Source organism: Oleiphilus messinensis (assembly GCF_002162375.1).
GTDB lineage: Bacteria > Pseudomonadota > Gammaproteobacteria > Pseudomonadales > Oleiphilaceae > Oleiphilus > Oleiphilus messinensis.
The window spans coordinates 1,865,793-1,880,811 of record NZ_CP021425.1 but is presented as its reverse complement, the minus strand read 5'-3'; the positions used below and the strand labels follow the sequence as shown (position 1 = coordinate 1,880,811).

The 15,019-nt window shown below is 45.3% G+C and carries 14 protein-coding genes; 9 read left to right on the top strand and 5 right to left on the bottom strand.

From position 1 onward, the window contains the following. Window positions 1–317 precede the first annotated feature (317 nt). Window positions 318–1,724: an ATP-dependent RNA helicase DbpA gene (gene dbpA, locus OLMES_RS08235; RefSeq protein ID WP_087460821.1), complete on the bottom strand. Its 1,407-nt coding sequence runs from the start codon at window positions 1,722–1,724 to the stop codon at window positions 318–320. Window positions 1,725–1,938: 214 nt separating this feature from the next. Between dbpA and tmpT the strand changes: the two genes are divergently transcribed. From tmpT to OLMES_RS08215, 4 genes are all read left to right on the top strand, one after another. After that, complete coding sequence (gene tmpT / locus OLMES_RS08230) at window positions 1,939–2,637, top strand: thiopurine S-methyltransferase (protein WP_232465293.1); 699 nt, start codon at window positions 1,939–1,941, stop codon at window positions 2,635–2,637. 314 nt (window positions 2,638–2,951) lie between these two features. Next, window positions 2,952–4,874 (top strand): PrkA family serine protein kinase, encoded by a 1,923-nt coding sequence (locus OLMES_RS08225; RefSeq protein WP_087460820.1) that lies wholly within the window; start codon window positions 2,952–2,954, stop codon window positions 4,872–4,874. A 91-nt stretch (window positions 4,875–4,965) separates the two neighbouring features. Beyond that, window positions 4,966–6,261: a YeaH/YhbH family protein gene (locus OLMES_RS08220; RefSeq protein WP_087460819.1), complete on the top strand. Its 1,296-nt coding sequence runs from the start codon at window positions 4,966–4,968 to the stop codon at window positions 6,259–6,261. Beyond that, complete coding sequence (locus OLMES_RS08215) at window positions 6,258–7,811, top strand: SpoVR family protein (RefSeq protein ID WP_087460818.1); 1,554 nt, start codon at window positions 6,258–6,260, stop codon at window positions 7,809–7,811. Before OLMES_RS08220 ends, OLMES_RS08215 begins: the two co-directional genes overlap by 4 nt. Window positions 7,812–7,853: 42 nt before the next feature. Here the strand turns inward: OLMES_RS08215 and OLMES_RS08210 are convergent, their stop codons facing one another. Then, window positions 7,854–8,222 (bottom strand): VOC family protein, encoded by a 369-nt coding sequence (locus OLMES_RS08210; RefSeq protein WP_087460817.1) that lies wholly within the window; start codon window positions 8,220–8,222, stop codon window positions 7,854–7,856. 452 nt (window positions 8,223–8,674) lie between these two features. On the opposite strand from OLMES_RS08210, the gene OLMES_RS08205 reads away from it, so the two are divergent. The 5 genes from OLMES_RS08205 to OLMES_RS08185 all read left to right on the top strand — a co-directional run bounded on the left by OLMES_RS08205 (window position 8,675) and on the right by OLMES_RS08185 (window position 13,195). After that, window positions 8,675–9,223, top strand: coding sequence for a hypothetical protein (locus tag OLMES_RS08205; RefSeq protein ID WP_087460816.1), 549 nt, complete (start codon window positions 8,675–8,677; stop codon window positions 9,221–9,223). 38 nt (window positions 9,224–9,261) lie between these two features. After that, window positions 9,262–9,729 (top strand): 1-pyrroline-5-carboxylate dehydrogenase, encoded by a 468-nt coding sequence (locus OLMES_RS08200; RefSeq protein WP_157678220.1) that lies wholly within the window; start codon window positions 9,262–9,264, stop codon window positions 9,727–9,729. A gap of 141 nt (window positions 9,730–9,870) precedes the next feature. After that, the gene (locus OLMES_RS08195; protein WP_087460814.1) at window positions 9,871–10,797 is read left to right on the top strand and encodes a hypothetical protein; all 927 of its coding nucleotides are present in this window, start codon (window positions 9,871–9,873) and stop codon (window positions 10,795–10,797) included. Next, a complete protein-coding gene (locus OLMES_RS08190) occupies window positions 10,791–12,308 on the top strand; it encodes an Eco57I restriction-modification methylase domain-containing protein (RefSeq protein WP_087460813.1) in 1,518 nt (505 codons plus the stop codon). The genes OLMES_RS08195 and OLMES_RS08190 overlap by 7 nt, the downstream gene beginning before the upstream one ends. A gap of 257 nt (window positions 12,309–12,565) precedes the next feature. Continuing rightward, window positions 12,566–13,195: a PEP-CTERM sorting domain-containing protein gene (locus tag OLMES_RS08185; protein WP_087460812.1), complete on the top strand. Its 630-nt coding sequence runs from the start codon at window positions 12,566–12,568 to the stop codon at window positions 13,193–13,195. A gap of 141 nt (window positions 13,196–13,336) precedes the next feature. Here OLMES_RS08185 and OLMES_RS08180 read toward each other — a convergent pair whose 3' ends face one another. From OLMES_RS08180 to OLMES_RS08170, 3 genes are all read right to left on the bottom strand, one after another. Beyond that, a complete protein-coding gene (locus OLMES_RS08180) occupies window positions 13,337–14,323 on the bottom strand; it encodes a group II intron reverse transcriptase/maturase (protein WP_408635153.1) in 987 nt (328 codons plus the stop codon). Window positions 14,324–14,430: 107 nt separating this feature from the next. Then, window positions 14,431–14,700, bottom strand: a complete 270-nt coding sequence (locus tag OLMES_RS08175; RefSeq protein ID WP_087460811.1) for a Txe/YoeB family addiction module toxin — start codon at window positions 14,698–14,700, stop codon at window positions 14,431–14,433. After that, window positions 14,681–14,953 (bottom strand): type II toxin-antitoxin system Phd/YefM family antitoxin, encoded by a 273-nt coding sequence (locus tag OLMES_RS08170; RefSeq protein WP_087460810.1) that lies wholly within the window; start codon window positions 14,951–14,953, stop codon window positions 14,681–14,683. Before OLMES_RS08170 ends, OLMES_RS08175 begins: the two co-directional genes overlap by 20 nt. Between the last annotated feature and the right edge of the window lie 66 nt (window positions 14,954–15,019).

Genomic DNA, 15,019 nt, shown 5'->3' with positions numbered 1-15,019 from the left:
CGACAAAGGTGATTATAATTTAAACAATCTAATCAAGTGAATTACGCTTTTTTCAGTTGCATGGTGTGCAAAACGGTGATCCATCGACACTAAATGTCGCTATAGTCGTATCGAATCGATTCAGACATATAGATTGCAGGATTTAGGTAACAGGCTACAGGCACTCTTATGGCGCAAAAAACGCATCGTTTTAGTTCGTTTTTTTGCACCATAATTGTGAAAAGAGTGTCAGATTTCAAAAGCGTATTGTTCGAGATTTCAAAATGTTAGCGCAATTAAACACAACACCTTATCACCTTCAATCTCCAGATGCGCCATCAGACCTTTCTAACTTTCAGCTTTTTGCCTTTAATCTTCCCGGAACGCAATCGCTCAAGAGCTTGCTTGGATAACGCCGCGTCTACCGCCACATAGGTAATAAACGGGAATATGGTAATAGCCCCGACCGCATCCCCTTTCAAACCAGCATCACCCGTTAATGCTCCTAAAACATCACCCGGCCTGATTTTATTTTTCTTGCCGCCGTCAATCGCCAAGGTCACCATCGCAGGTCGTATGCTACAGCGAGTTGCGCCCGGCTCTGGACCATTGCGTTGTTTTACGACATCGATCCAGTCCAGCATGCCATGATCACTGTTCTGAATCATGCAGATGGCCTGATAGCGCGGAATCTGGCGCTCGGTCACCAATGTCCAGGCGTGCCCAAGTTTACCTGCCCGACCGGTGCGACCAATACGGTGTACGTAAACATGGGGGTCTGCGGGAATATCCACATTAATTACCCCCGGCAAATCAGCAATATCCAGACCACGGGCAGCAACATCGGTTGCAATCAGGAATGAGGCACTTCCGTTACTAAATTTGGCCAGTACTTGATCCCGCTCCCGTTGCTCCATATCCCCATGCAATGCCAAGGCACTGGCCCCCCAATCCCGCAACGAACGCTCCAAATCGACACAGCCCTGGCGGGTCTGACAAAACAGTATTGCAGAAGACAATTGTTCCGTTTCGATAATTTCACAAACCGCCTCCACCTTGTTTGCCGCCGGAACCAGCCAGAAGGCCTGTTCAATATTGTTGGCAACACGTGCTGTATCCTGAATCGTGACAAACTCAGGTTCACGCTGAAAGCGTTCCACTAGTGCTTGCACATTATCTGGATAGGTCGCAGAAAAAAATAACGTCTGTCGCGCCGGGGGGGTGTGGCTGACAATGTCCGAGATCTCATCGACAAATCCCATATCCAGCATCCGGTCCGCTTCATCCAGCACCACCGTACGGATATTGCGTAACGACAGGGTTCCTTTACGGATATGATCGGAAATACGTCCCGGGGTGCCAACGACGATATGGGCTCCATGCTCCAGAGACCCGATTTGTGGCCCGATGGGCATGCCCCCGCACAAGGTCAACACTTTTACATTGGGAATAAAACGGGCCAGTTTGCGGGATTCTTCGGCCACCTGGGTTGCCAGCTCCCGGGTTGGACACAGCACCAGTGATTGTGGCTCAAAATCACGGGTCTCCAGTTGATTCAAAACACCCAACATAAACGCAGCGGTTTTTCCGCTTCCGGTTCTCGCCTTGGCTGTAACATCTTTACCGGCTAGCACATGGGGTAGACTGGCCGCCTGAATGGGCGTCATCTGTTCATACCCCAGAGTCGCAAGATTGTTGATAATTTCCGCCTGAAGCGGGAGCGTGGAAAATGCTGCGTCGGACAAGATGAATACCACCTGATAGCTGTAAAATGGATACGTCAATAAAGGTGACTAGCTTAACATAGCCCGCGTCGAAACATTACGATATTCCGTTATCGGTTGCCGATATGGCGGCTCTGATCCACAATTAATTGAATACCCGGCAAACCCGCATGAGCAAAACGGCGCTCAGCCCGATTTTAAATCCGGTTTGCTCCAGCAGAGCACGAGAGGCTTTATGACTGAGAATAACCATGACTCGAAGCCGAGCCACAGTTCGCTGCGTTATGACTTCTGGCATGACAAATGGCGTCGAAATGAAATTGGCTTCCACGAAGGCACCGTCAATCAATACCTTGCCAGTCACTGGCAGGATTTTACCGTGACCGGGTCGGAAACGGTGTTGTTGCCCTTGTGCGGCAAATCCCGGGATATCCTCTGGCTGAGCGACAAGGGCCACCCGGTTATCGGCGTGGAGCTGAGCCCCATCGCCTGTAAAGACCTGTTCGAAGAAACCAACCTCAAGGCCCAGGTCAGGCCTGACCCCCCTTTCACGCTCTATCAGCACAATGATATTCAGATCTACTGTGGTGACTTATTCGATCTGGATGCGAGCCATGTTGCAGGGGTTAAAACGGTCTTTGACCGCGCCGCACTGATCGCCCTGCCGGACGAAATGCGCCGTCGCTACGTCGATCATCTGCATCAAATTTTGCCCCGGGAGAGTCAAATTCTCCTGGTCACGATGGAATATGACTCCGGTGAAATGGAAGGTCCTCCCTATAGTGTGACCGAACCGGAAGTGATGTCACTTTATGGTGCAAAATGGGTCACTAAGCAGGTGCAAAAAAACAATTTAGGGGCAGACGACCCATTTGCCAAACGCAGAGGTTTGTCCTATATGACTGAATGTGTCTATCAAATAACAAAGCTTTAGACCGGCAACAAAAATAACCAAAATCGCGCATTACAACGAACTTATCGCCTGGTAACGTTGTCCAAAAGTGTGCAAAGGGCCGTGCTACAGGTTATAGTTTAATAAACAAACAATTAACGAAACTGAAATACAGGTCGCGATTAGTTTCCGGGACGGAACAGAAACAGCGGCTCTGAAAGGATGATTGGCACAATGCCTGCTTTACTACTCATAAATGTCGACGGATGCACAATGGACTGGTATCCACCAGGCGTCGCCATAGGGGAAGAAACGGTGTAACGAGTTAGCATAAATAATACAATGAGGGCCGCGTCATGAGTATCTTTAACCACTTCAAAACGCGTTATGACTCAACTCAGGAAGAAGAGTTTACGCTAGAAGAATATTTACAGATTTGTAAAAAGGATTCTACAGCATACGCCACAGCAGCAGAACGCATGTTAATCGCCATCGGCGAAGGTGAGCTTGTTGATACCTCCAAAGATCCACGCCTTAGCCGCATATTTTCCAACAAAATAATCAGACGCTACAAAGAGTTCGACGAGTTCTACGGCATGGAAGAATGTGTCGAACAGATCGTCTCCTTCTTCAAACACGCCGCACAAGGCCTGGAGGAGAAAAAACAGATTCTCTACTTACTCGGCCCGGTCGGTGGCGGTAAATCATCTCTGGCTGAGAAACTGAAAGCACTGATGCAAAAAGTGCCCTTTTATGCCATAAAAGGCTCACCCGTCAACGAATCTCCATTGGCACTTTTTGACTCCAAAGAAGACGGAAAAATTCTTGAAGAGGAATACGGTATTCCTCAACGCTATATCAAATCCATCATGTCACCCTGGGCCGTGAAACGCCTGCACGAATACAATGGTGACATCTCGAAATTCCGGGTCGTTAAAAAATACCCTTCCATTCTGGATCAGATTGCAATCGCAAAAACCGAACCCGGTGATGACAACAATCAGGACATTTCCGCACTGGTCGGTAAAGTCAACATTCGCATGCTGGAAGAGTTTTCTCAAGATGATCCCGATGCCTACAGCTTCAGTGGGGGGCTGTGTAAAGCCAATCAGGGCATTATGGAATTCGTGGAGATGTTCAAAGCCCCGATTAAAGTACTGCACCCTTTATTGACTGCAACCCAGGAAGGAAATTACAACACCACCGAAGGCATGAGTGCCGTCCCCTTTGAAGGCGTCATTCTCGCCCACTCCAATGAATCGGAGTGGCAAACCTTCCGCAACAACAAAAACAATGAGGCCTTTCTTGATCGGGTTTACATCATCAAAGTGCCCTATTGCTTGCGCATAACTGAAGAAGTGCGAATTTATCAGAAACTGCTGGCCAACAGTTCCCTGTCTCATGCGCACTGTGCACCCGACACACTGGATATGATGGCCCAGTTCTCTGTGCTGTCCCGTCTGATTGAGCCGGAAAACTCCAATGTGTTCTCGAAAATGAAGGTTTACGACGGCCAGAGTATCAAAGACACTGACCCGAAAGCCAAGTCCATTCAGGAATACAAAGACTCGGCGGGTGTAAACGAGGGTATGGAAGGTTTATCCACCCGATTCGCGTTCAAGATTCTATCCAAAGTCTTCAACTTTGATAACACCGAAGTGGCAGCGAACCCGGTTCACCTGCTGTACGTGCTTGAAAAACAAATTGAGCAGGAGCAGTTCCCACCGGAAACCGCCGACCGTTATCTGCGCTATATCAAGGAATATCTGGCGCCCCATTACGTCGAGTTTATCGGCAAAGAGATTCAAACCGCCTACCTGGAGTCTTACTCGGAATACGGCCAGAACATTTTCGATCGCTATGTCACCTACGCCGATTTCTGGATACAGGATCAGGAATATCGCGACCCTGAAACCGGCGAGATTCTGGACCGAGGCGCAATAAACGAAGAACTGGAGAAAATCGAGAAAACCGCAGGCATCAGTAACCCCAAAGATTTCCGTCACGAGATTGTTAACTTCGTATTGCGGGCCCGTGCCAATAACAACGGGAACAATCCCTCATGGATGAGCTATGAAAAAATGAGAACCGTCATCGAGAAGAAAATGTTCTCCAACACGGAAGACCTGTTGCCGGTGATTTCCTTCAATGCCAAGGCATCAAACGAGGATCAACGCAAACACCAGGAATTTGTCGACCGCATGATTGATCGGGGCTACACAGAGAAACAGGTTCGTCTGCTTGCAGAATGGTATTTACGTGTACGCAAGTCGCAATAACAGATCGACATGCGCTAATCATGCTCATTGACCGGCAACGGTCTCTGAGCGAACGACGTTAACGTCAAGACGACAGATACGAGGCGAGTTTATGGGATTAACCCACATCATTGATCGCCGCCTCAATGGCAAGAATAAGAGCGCGGTAAACCGTGAGCGTTTTCTTCGCCGTTACCGTGATCACATCAAAAAAGCTGTGTCAGATGCAGTACAAAAACGGAGCATTACTGACATGGACCGAGGCGAGAGTATCAGTATTCCCACCAAGGATATTGAAGAACCAACCTTTCGACATGGCCAGGGTGGCCGCCGCGAGGGCGTTTATCCCGGTAATAAAGAGTACGTTACCGGGGATCATATCCCGAAGCCCCCCAAAGGTGGCGGCTCCGGTGCGGGACAGGGTCAGGCCAGCGACAGTGGCGAGGGCATAGACGAGTTCGTCTTCCAGATTTCCCAGGAAGAGTTTCTCGACTTCATGTTTGAAGACCTCGAACTGCCGAATCTGGTCAAAAAGCAACTGAAAGACACCTCCGCGTACAAATATGTACGAGCCGGCATCTCCACGGCGGGTATGCCGACCAAAATCAACCTGATCCGGTCACTCCGTGGTGCCTATGGCCGTCGGCTGGCGCTCACCGGTAAACACCGGCAACGAATCACGGCATTAACGGAGGAACTGGAGGAACTCAAATCCACCCCCGATGTGCCAGACCCTGCATTCAGCAAAAAAGATCAGATCCGTGCGCTTGAAGACGAAATCGAGCGTGTGAAACAGCGTATCCATAAAATTCCCTGGATCGATGATTTTGACCTGCGCTACAACCAGCACATCAAACAACCTTACCCCAGCACCAGCGCAGTAATGTTCTGTTTGATGGATGTCTCCGGCTCCATGAGCCAGATGCACAAAGACATCGCCAAACGCTTCTTTATCCTGCTCTACCTGTTTCTGAAACGAAACTACCAGAAGATTGATGTGGTCTTTATCCGCCATCACACCAGTGCCAAAGAAGTCGATGAACAGGAGTTTTTCTATTCCCGCGAAACCGGGGGAACCATTGTCTCCAGCGCCTTGAAGCTGATGCAGCAAGTCATGGCAGAGCGCTACCCCGCGTCGGACTGGAACATCTACGCGGCCCAGGCCTCCGATGGTGATAACTGGAACGATGACTCCCCGATCTGTAGTGATCTGCTGAACAAACAGATCCTGCCCCATGTTCAGTACTATTCCTATATCGAGATCACACCTCATGATCATCAGATGCTCTGGCATGAGTACGAAAAACTGACCGAGAAATGGTCGGACTCGTTTGCCATGCAACAGATCGTCGACAACGGTGACATCTATCCCGTATTTCGCAAATTATTCGCGAGGAAAACGTCATGAGTCTAGACAACACGGCAATGGACCAAACCACCGCGAAACAGGACCCGATCTCCGTCGGGTCGGACTGGAATTTCGAACTGGTCGAGCAATATGACCGGGAGATTGCCAAAATTGCGGCGGACTTCAAACTGGACACTTACCCCAATCAGATCGAGGTGATCAGTGCCGAACAAATGATGGACGCCTATTCCTCGGTTGGCATGCCTGTGGGTTACAATCACTGGTCTTTTGGCAAGCAGTTTTTAAACACCTCCAAGCAATACAAGCGGGGTCAGATGGGTCTCGCCTATGAGATCGTCATCAACTCCAACCCCTGTATTGCCTATCTCATGGAAGAAAATACCATGATGATGCAGGCACTGGTCATCGCCCACGCCTGCTACGGGCACAATTCATTCTTTAAAGGCAACTACCTGTTCCAGACCTGGACCGACGCCAGCGCCATTATTGACTACCTGTTATTCGCCAAAAATTACATTACGGAGTGTGAGAACCGCTACGGCATCGATACCGTCGAAAACATACTCGATTCCTGTCACGCTATCATGAACTACGGCGTAGATCGCTACAAACGCCCTGCCCCCATATCCGCAGAGGAAGAACAACAACGGCAAAAAGAACGGGAAGAATACCAGCAAAAACAAATTAACGAACTGTGGCGCACCATCCCGGTTAAACCCGACGAAAAAGTGAAAAAGAAAAAGCGCCGTTTCCCTGAAGAACCCCAGGAAAACCTGCTCTACTTCTTCGAGAAAAATGCCCCGCTACTGGAGCCCTGGCAACGGGAAGTGATCCGTATTGTGCGCAAGATTGCCCAGTACTTTTACCCCCAGCGTCAGACCCAGGTCATGAACGAAGGCTGGGCCAGTTTCTGGCACTACACCCTGATGAACGAGCTGTATAACCGGGGCAAAGTGACCGACGGTTTCATGATCGAGTTTTTGCAATCCCATACCGCTGTGATCTATCAACCGCCCTTCGACAGTAAGTGGTTCTCGGGCTTGAACCCCTATACCTTGGGTTTCAGCATCTACTCCGATATCAAACGGATGTGTGAAAATCCGACGGAAGAAGACCGCCACTGGTTCCCCGATCTGGTTGATACCGACTGGCTCGAAGCCTTGCATTTTGCCATGCGCAACTTCAAGGATGAGAGTTTTATCCTGCAATACCTGTCCCCCAAAGTCATTCGGGACCTGAAACTCTTCAGCCTGGTGGACGATGAGCAATCCAACGAATACGCCATCAGCGCCATCCATGATGACAATGGCTACCGGCATATCCGGGAACAACTGGCAAAACAATACAACCTGAGCTTCCGCGAGCCCGATATTCAAATATGGGATGTCGACCTGCGCGGCGACCGATCCCTGACCCTGCGCCATACCGTAGTCGATGGCGTACCGCTGAACGAAGACACTGACAAAGTCCTGTTCCACATCAACCGCCTCTGGGGCTTCGATGTGCGCCTGGAATCCGTCGCCGGAGACCGGATCGTGGAAGAACACCACTACCCACCACCTAACCTGGATGAAGATGACGACAATTGAGTGTCGTCATCTTCCACGCTAGGCACAGAACTCCGCAAGCTGTCAGTCATCCCCCTGAGCGGTCACCAAATGAATAATATTCGACGGACTCGAGATCCAAAACCCTTTAAACCCATCCGGTAACGGCTCAATCTCATCCCGCCGATGACAACCCTGTGCCGCGAAATACGCTGCAGCTTTATCGATATCATTAGTCACAATCTCCAACCAGATCTCCGCCTGACTCAACCCCGCGACACAATCCAACCACAACACCTTATCCCCAAACGCAAACCTCGGCGTATCCTCCGTACCGGGCCTGGACAACTCCTCGAAACACAAAACCTCCCGGTAAAAACGCACCGTATTCTCATATTCATGAGTCGGAATCTTCATTGCGATATTCTGGCCGGGTTGGAAAGTTGAATCCATTTTGTAACTCCTTTTTGATGGGGGGTGAGCTGATTAGTGATTTTTATGCTATTTACTAATAGTCTATTTTTTATACGGGCCAGCCACATAAAACTGTACATACCGACAGTTATAACGGGAGTTGGTAATTTTGTAAATCTTCTGTCTATGTAGAACCTGAAAATTTATGCGCAGCTTCTCCAGCATAAAAATACAAACATCTGATAAATAAGAAAAATATATTCTATTTTTTTATTTACATAGACAAAAATCCTGTCTATGTATGCCGGAATGCTCCCTTTTCCTCCAGCAAAAAACTGATACACTCATAGTTAATGTTAGGTACAGCCACTATAGATCAAGGTTATAAACGTGATAGATACGAGAAATCTGGTGGGCTGGAAGGGATTTACGAAGCATGCAAAGTAATAAGTGTTAGGTGAAGGGTAGGTCATCCCATTAAGGAAAGATAATTGAAACATTTATTATTGATACTCGTGATTATTTTTATTTCAGGGTGTGCTTATAGGGCAGTGGATATACCCAAAGTTCAACCCACTGAAATATCTGGCCAAGATGTTTATATAATGAACAAACCAGATAATGAAAATTCACCAAATTGGTACACTAGTAGTCAACTTGCTACCGATTTACAGAAAGCAGGGTATATTCCATCAATTATTTCACAGGAAAACTTGGTTCCTCATGGTGCGATGGTTATTACAGATATTGAGCCAACAGGTAGGTGTTTTTCTGAGCCGCTTCTTTATGTTCTTTCATTGGGTATTATACCTCATGTTGGGTGTGCTGAATTCGGACATCGTTTCACTATGTCAATAAATGGTGTAAATCAAGAAAAAGAGGTAAATGCAGGGTTTGAAGTAAAAACCATATATGGGTGGTTTGCTTTTTTAATGTTATTTAGCAGCAACTATTCATATGGAATAGTTGCTGATAATCTAAGAGAAGATTCCGTCGAGTATAACTTGCTACGTCAAGAGATTAATCGTGCTTGGAAATAAAAATCACCTAACAAGTTGCTGCAACGGACACAAAACGCTTGGCACCTTTTGTGCGTTCGCTGGCGCTCAGCAAAAAAGTCGCCAAGCATTTTGTGCCGTTGATCAATGCGTTATGCACAAGGAACGTTATGAAGTTTTTTTCTATACCTATGTATATTAGGGTTTACACCAATCGCTTTGTTATAAGAGCCTTCGGTGAGCCTGAAATCGAGATAGAAGGTACACCTGATAAGCCATTTACTACCGAAAGGCTGTTGGTAGGCAGCTTTCAAGAAGCCGAAAAAACTCTGTCCCAAGGCATCAAGAAATCATTAGGTAGCGGTTTAATTAAGAAAACTCCAGTAGTAGTAATTCACCCAAAAGAAAAAACTGAAGGTGGGCTATCCGAGGTTGAGGTTAAAGTATTCAGAGAACTTGCTTTAGGTTCGGGCGCTGCGAAAGTTGTTGTTCATGAAGGCAGTGAATTAACAAAAGATGAAGTACTTGAAAAACTAAAAAATGCATAACAAGGCGCTCAAACGGACTTCGCAAAATATGTCACGCTTTTTGTACCAAAAAGGCGCGCCAATTTTGCTCCTCCGTTTAGCTTGGCGTTATGCGCCAATGAGAATTGAATCACCATTATCTAAAAAATCGAGAATGTTTGTATGAATGTAGATAGAAAATTGTTTGAGAGGAAGGATGAAATCCTTTCATATATGCGCGATAGGGCTGAAGAATCTTATGGGGAGATAGTACGGACATATGGTGAAGCAGAGTATAAGAAACGTGCAAGCGGTATTAACAAAAAGATAATTGCTACTACTGACAACATTAAGTCGATTATTCTTCAAAGAGCACGATCCCAAAACTGGGAAAAAGAAGAGGTTTTAAAAAACATATTAGTTGTCACATATAGCTCATATGTAATTATGATCGAGTTCAGAAATAGAGCATGGCCTTATGAGTATATGGCATTTGCACGCCGAATTGGTGAGCTTTGGGAACCGTTCTGCAAGTTATGTTTCGATTACCCGATAAGAAGCGATGTGGAGCTATATGAAGCGCCACTTTTTTCAGAAGTAAAAGAGCAGTTACAAGAAGAAATAAGAGTCTATATAAACAGCCTTAATATTACTGACGACGAAAAAGAGAACTTACTCGAGTACTATGACAAGGTTTGGAGTTTAGTAACTTCCGGTGAAATTAAGCTCGAGTTAGATCTTCACTTTAAAATAGACGGTCGAAAGTACAATATTGATTTCAAAAGTGGCTTTCAATCAAATGAAAAAGGTAATACCAATCGCCTATTACTGGTAGCGTCAATTTATAAAAATATTGTAGGTGGAGATAACGAATGCATGCTATTTGTACGGGCAAATGAAGACGACAATAATCACTATCTTCAAACCTTGAAAAATTCAGGGATTTGGGATGTTTCTTGCGGCGAAGAAACTTACCAGCAAATTTCAGAATACAGCGGATTTAATTTGGCCGGATGGATACAAGATAATATCGACTGGTCAAGTGATTTGTCCGATGACACAATTCAGTATTTTCGTGATAACGATTTGGAAAAATATCTAACATGGTAGCACCATCAAAAAGAGCACGAGATGAGTTTCAGGCTTTCTATACTAACTGCAACCATATAACATCATATATGGTCGGCCTGCTTGATTTAACTGAGAGCTGTCAATTACTTGAGCCTTGTGCTGGTGACGGTGCTTTTATAGATCAAATCATTACTCAGGGTTTTCATGGTGAGATGCATCTCTTTGACCTCAATCCGGAAAGTATTGAAAAGTTGAAAGAGAAATATAAACCTTTCAATAATATAAAAATTGACGTTGATGATTTTGTATTTCAGATTACATCTGAAAAGTACGATAGAATTATTGCTAATCCTCCATACGGCGCCTATCAAACTCCTGAGAAAAGAAAGCAGCTAAAGAAAAACTACCCTACAGTTTATGCAAAAGAAACTTATGGTGTTTTTCTGATGCGAGCATTAGAAATGCTGAAGGAAGGTGGCAAGCTAGTATTCATTATTCCAGATACGTACCTCACACTTCATATGCATGAAGGTTTAAGGTCTGAGTTAGTTAAAAATTACACTATAGATTCAATTACATTATTCCCTTCAAATTTTTTTCCTGGAGTTAATTTTGGTTATGCAGGCTTATCTATTATTGAAATAACGAATAGGAAGCCGCATGCGGATCACTCATTCAAGGTTTATGAAGGACTGTCACATCAAGAAGATCTTCCTAAGATTCTGGAGAGCCCTGAAAATTTTGAGTCCTATAACTTAACTTATGCCGATATATTAAAAACACCATCTAATGCTTTTCTTTCGAAGAAAGATGAATGGGTGACAATTGCTTTAAATAACTGCGGCGAATCGATTGGTGATATATGTAATGTTGTGACTGGCTTTTACTCAGGTAATGACGGTAAGTTTCTAAGGCGTTCAAAGACGGTTACGCGAGGTCTTAAAAAATATCAACAGGTTGTTGAGGATGAAGTTTGCAAAAAAAAATTATCAGACATAAAGCCTCTTGATGGCATTGACAATGGAGAATGCTGGGTGCCCATTGTCAAAGGTGGTAATAGGAGGTTTTATAAGCCTAGTGAATGGTTTATGGACTGGAGTTTCGAAGCAATCCATAATTATAAAGTTGAAAATAAAAAACGAGCTAGATTTCAAAATTCTCAATTTTATTTCTGTCACGGCATTGGTGTACCAATGGTCTCATCAAGCTCAATTACTGGAGCAATGATAGATGGCAGGCTATTTGATCAATCCATAGTAGGCATATTTCCTAAAAAAGAGCATGAGGGTTTACTTGTTTACCTTTTAGGTTTTTTTAATTCAAGTGTTTGTAATACCCTAATTCGAACAATCAATGCAAGTACGAATAATTCTTCTAACTACATCAAGAAGTTGCCCATCATCATTCCGGAGAGACATTTACTTAACGAGATTGAAAGAGTGGTCAATAGGTTGTTAGACAAAGCAGAAAGCTTTGAAATTAAAGATGAAGACCTTATTGAAATGAATCGGATCTTTAATGACATTTACTCCGTACCAAGGAGCGCATAACAAGGCGCTGCTGGCGGACAAATTTTCCGCTGCGCTCCAAATTTGCCGCAGAGCGCGGCGTTAGGCAGCAGTGAAGTGTGTGACACTGACCAACCGTAAAATAATTTTACAGTTTGTTGTAAAAAAGTGTCAGTTATTTTTACATATTTGCAGGGCGCAAGTACCGTGAGACACAAAAAACACTGCAAAACAACGGGTTATGGAATTGGTAAGATTTTTGCATATTCGTTTAAACTTGTAAAATCAGGAGACTAAATATGAAAAATTATTTTTTGGGCGCGATATTGCTTTTGGCTTGTACATATGCAAATGCAGCCTTGATATTAAATGTTGAAGGTATTTCAGGGTCTGGTTCAACAACTTGGAGCCTCTCGGGTTCGAGCACAGTAAATCAAAGCGGTACGATTAGAACAAATGTAGGAAGCAATAACTTTAGTGTCGACGATACATTTGAACCCGATGTAGCAGGTGACTTCATTTCAAGTACAACTACTATTTTAGATAATTCATTGTTTTCAATTTCTGGATTGGCAACCATAACAATTGGTTCGGACACGCAGACAATAACTGATATTTTTTTAGATCCTGATGGCGCTTCAAGAGATGATTTTGGTATCCGTGTCGACTCCGCTCTATCTTATCTTGCTGGAGAAGCCAGTAGTTGGGCTGGGGATTTTGTTGTTGGATTAGATATCAGCGAGTTTAATCTTGGCACATACCGCCTTAACACGACACAGAGTAATGGTGGTGGATTTCTATTTGCACTTGCTGATGATGTGGTATTGAATTTTAACGAAGCTACTAGCGTTCCAGAGCCATCAGTCATTGCGCTACTTAGCCTTGGCTTAGCAGGAATAGGCTTTTCAAGAAAAAAGAAAGCTGCTTGATATATACAGCTATCTACTATAAAAAGCCTCGATATAATTCGGGGCTTTTTTGTGCCTAATCGGGTAACCGGGGGTATCTAGCCCCCAGTCCCCACAACACCCTGCATGCCTGCGCGGCCCGGCGTTCCCGCACAGGGCGTTTCACTCAGGATAGTGAAGCTTAATCCAACCATCGCGTAATGAATAAAGTCCCTCAGATTTCAAATACTCCAATGATAGAGCTTGATTGATTCCCGGAGTCTTAGAGCTACGCCATGGGCCTTTGCTGGTGATGCCACACGCAACCGCCGCCTGAACATGAACACCGCGTTTCATGAGATTTCTAACTTTGGTGCGTGGCTTTCGCCATTGACGCCAATATGCCATTCGAACCCTGCGACGAATCCAGTGATCCAGATCGACACAGCGTTGATAGCAGTTAGCGATACCAAAGTAGTTAATCCAACCACGTAGGTATTGGCTCAGTTTGAAGAGCTGATATTTCATCGAAACTCCCCAATTGCGATTCGTCAAACGTCGAACTTCCTGTTTAAAATTCTTAAGGGAGTTCGGGTGCCATTGGATGCGTCCAGCCTGGAAGGTAAATCCCAGGAACTTGCATTCACTGGTTTTGACGACGTGGCTTTTGGTCGTGTTAACAACTAACTTCAGTCGGTTTTCTATGAAATGGGTGACACTTTTCAGTACGCGTTCGCCTGTTCTCGGACTGTTTACGAGGATCGTAAAGTCATCCGCGTAACGGGCGAAACGGTGTCCCCGTTTCTCAAGTTCTTTGTCCAGCGGGTCGAGCATAATGTTAGCCAGTAGGGGCGATAGCGGCCCTCCTTGGGGTACACCTTCTCGACTCTTGATATAGAACTGGTTATCGATAATCCCAGCTCGAAGGTAACGTTTGATCAATTGTAATAGGCGCTTATCCTTCACCTTACGGCCAAGGAGCGTCATTAGCAGATCGTGGTTAACCCGGTCAAAGAACTTGGACAGGTCGACATCCACAGCAAAACGGCGTCCCGTTTTGATAATGTGTTGAACCTGTTTTACCGCCTGTTGCCCATTTCGATTAGGCCGGAATCCAAAGCTATTGCTAGAGAAGCCGGGATCGAAGATAGGCGTTAGCACTTGGGCGATGGCTTGTTTGCCACAACTGGGACAGGCACAGCTCTAATACTGTCAATTTGGAATCGTAGAAATTGTGATGGGAGTGTCTGTCCCAGTCGAGCCAGCACAGCCCCCACTCAATGATCATCGTAATGACCACCGATGGCAAAAATGTAAATCGCTTTATCATCAAACTTATAAATCAGACGATTTTTTTGCGATATTCTTTTTGACCAAAAACCCGATAAATTATGGCGAAGTTGTTCAGGCTTTCCGATGCCTTTGCTTGGATCTTCGCGCAGCATTTCTTTTAAAATTTTGCATAGCGCTTTGTGTAGTTTTTTATCTTTTTCACGCAACGCTTCGTAGATTTCCCAGGTTCTCCCCTCAAATACCAGTGATCTCATTCATTTCCTCATCTGTTGGGGAATAACCGGTTTTGTTTCTGTGCGTTTCCATCGATTCAGCAATTTGTGCCATCAAGCTGCTGTTCTGTAATACATGAAGAGTTTCCTGGTCTCTCTCCCAGTCGTCCGCACTGATTACCACAAAGGCTTCGCCAGTTCTGCGGGTCACTTTGAGAGGAACGTGGTCATTAACCACTTGTTCTACAAAAGATTTTAACTTATCTCTAAATTTATTTACGCTTACGGTGTTCATATTATTCCACCAGATGTACGGGACTTCCGTACAAGTCTAACAAGCAAGGTATAACTAATCAATGAA

Coding starts and splice junctions, on each gene's coding strand:
- tmpT (WP_232465293.1), top strand. CDS start 1,939: ATGACTGAGAATAACCATGACTCGAAGCCGAGCCACAGTTCGCTGCGT.
- OLMES_RS08225 (WP_087460820.1), top strand. CDS start 2,952: ATGAGTATCTTTAACCACTTCAAAACGCGTTATGACTCAACTCAGGAA.
- OLMES_RS08220 (WP_087460819.1), top strand. CDS start 4,966: ATGGGATTAACCCACATCATTGATCGCCGCCTCAATGGCAAGAATAAG.
- OLMES_RS08215 (WP_087460818.1), top strand. CDS start 6,258: ATGAGTCTAGACAACACGGCAATGGACCAAACCACCGCGAAACAGGAC.
- OLMES_RS08210 (WP_087460817.1), bottom strand. CDS start 8,222: ATGGATTCAACTTTCCAACCCGGCCAGAATATCGCAATGAAGATTCCG.
- OLMES_RS08195 (WP_087460814.1), top strand. CDS start 9,871: ATGAATGTAGATAGAAAATTGTTTGAGAGGAAGGATGAAATCCTTTCA.
- OLMES_RS08190 (WP_087460813.1), top strand. CDS start 10,791: ATGGTAGCACCATCAAAAAGAGCACGAGATGAGTTTCAGGCTTTCTAT.
- OLMES_RS08185 (WP_087460812.1), top strand. CDS start 12,566: ATGAAAAATTATTTTTTGGGCGCGATATTGCTTTTGGCTTGTACATAT.
- OLMES_RS08175 (WP_087460811.1), bottom strand. CDS start 14,700: ATGAGATCACTGGTATTTGAGGGGAGAACCTGGGAAATCTACGAAGCG.
- OLMES_RS08170 (WP_087460810.1), bottom strand. CDS start 14,953: ATGAACACCGTAAGCGTAAATAAATTTAGAGATAAGTTAAAATCTTTT.